Source organism: Verminephrobacter aporrectodeae subsp. tuberculatae At4 (assembly GCF_000193225.1).
Classification (GTDB): Bacteria; Pseudomonadota; Gammaproteobacteria; order Burkholderiales; family Burkholderiaceae_C; genus Acidovorax; species Acidovorax aporrectodeae.
Map to the genome: position 1 here is coordinate 1 of NZ_AFAL01000170.1, position 900 is coordinate 900.

The 900-nt window shown below is 74.7% G+C and carries 1 protein-coding gene; it reads left to right on the plus strand.

The annotated features are described in order from the left end of the window. On the plus strand, window positions 1–900 hold a 900-nt coding region (locus VTU_RS25840), incomplete at both ends, for an FGGY family carbohydrate kinase (protein ID WP_010101724.1).

Genomic DNA, 900 nt, shown 5'->3' on the forward strand with positions numbered 1-900 from the left:
GCGGCCACGTGATTGCGTGCACGCATGGCGCGGCGCTCGTGGCGCTCGACGGCGCTGGCGCCGACGCGGGCCTGGCCTGGGAGCCGCTGGACTACGAATACGCCGCGCTCGACGGCGCAGCGGCGCAGGACTTTGCCGCCGGCAACGACTTTGGCGAAACCCTCTCGCCCGAACTGCCCGCCGGCCTGAACGCCGCGCGCCAGCTCTGGTGGATGGAAAACACCCACCCCGCTGCCTGGCGCCGCACGCGCTGCCTGGTGCCGTACGCGCAGTACTGGGCCTGGCGGCTCAGCGGTGTGGCGTGCAGCGAAGTGTCCTCGCTGGGCTGCCACACGCACCTTTGGAACCCGCACACCGGCGATTTCTCGCGCCTCGCCCGCGCCCGGGGCTGGGCGCAGCGCTTTGCCCCGCTGCGTTCGGCGTGGGAGGTTCTGGGCCCGGTGCGCGCCGACGTGGCAGCGCCATGGGGCCTGCCCGCTGCGGCCCGGGTGCACGTCGGCGTGCACGACAGCAACGCCTGCCTGGCGCGCTATCTGCCTGGCGCCTTGGACGGTGCCGCTCAGGCAGAGCAGACCCTGCTGCCCGCGCTCACGCTGGTGTCCTCGGGCACCTGGACCGTGCTCATGGCGCCCGGCGCGCCCGCGAGCGCGCTGGTCGCCGGGCAGGACATGCTGGCGAACGTGGACGTCACCGGCCGCCTGACCCCGACCGCCCGCTTCATGGGCGGGCGCGAGTTTGCCCATCTGCTCGACGGGGCCTGCGCCGACGCGGCAGGGCCGCAGGACCTGCGGGCCCTGGTGGCAGAGCGGCTCCACGCCTATCCCGCATTCGCCGCGCAGGGCGGCCCCTTTGCCGGGCGCGCGGGTTGCGTGCTGTGGCAGGACCGACCGCTGCCGGCGC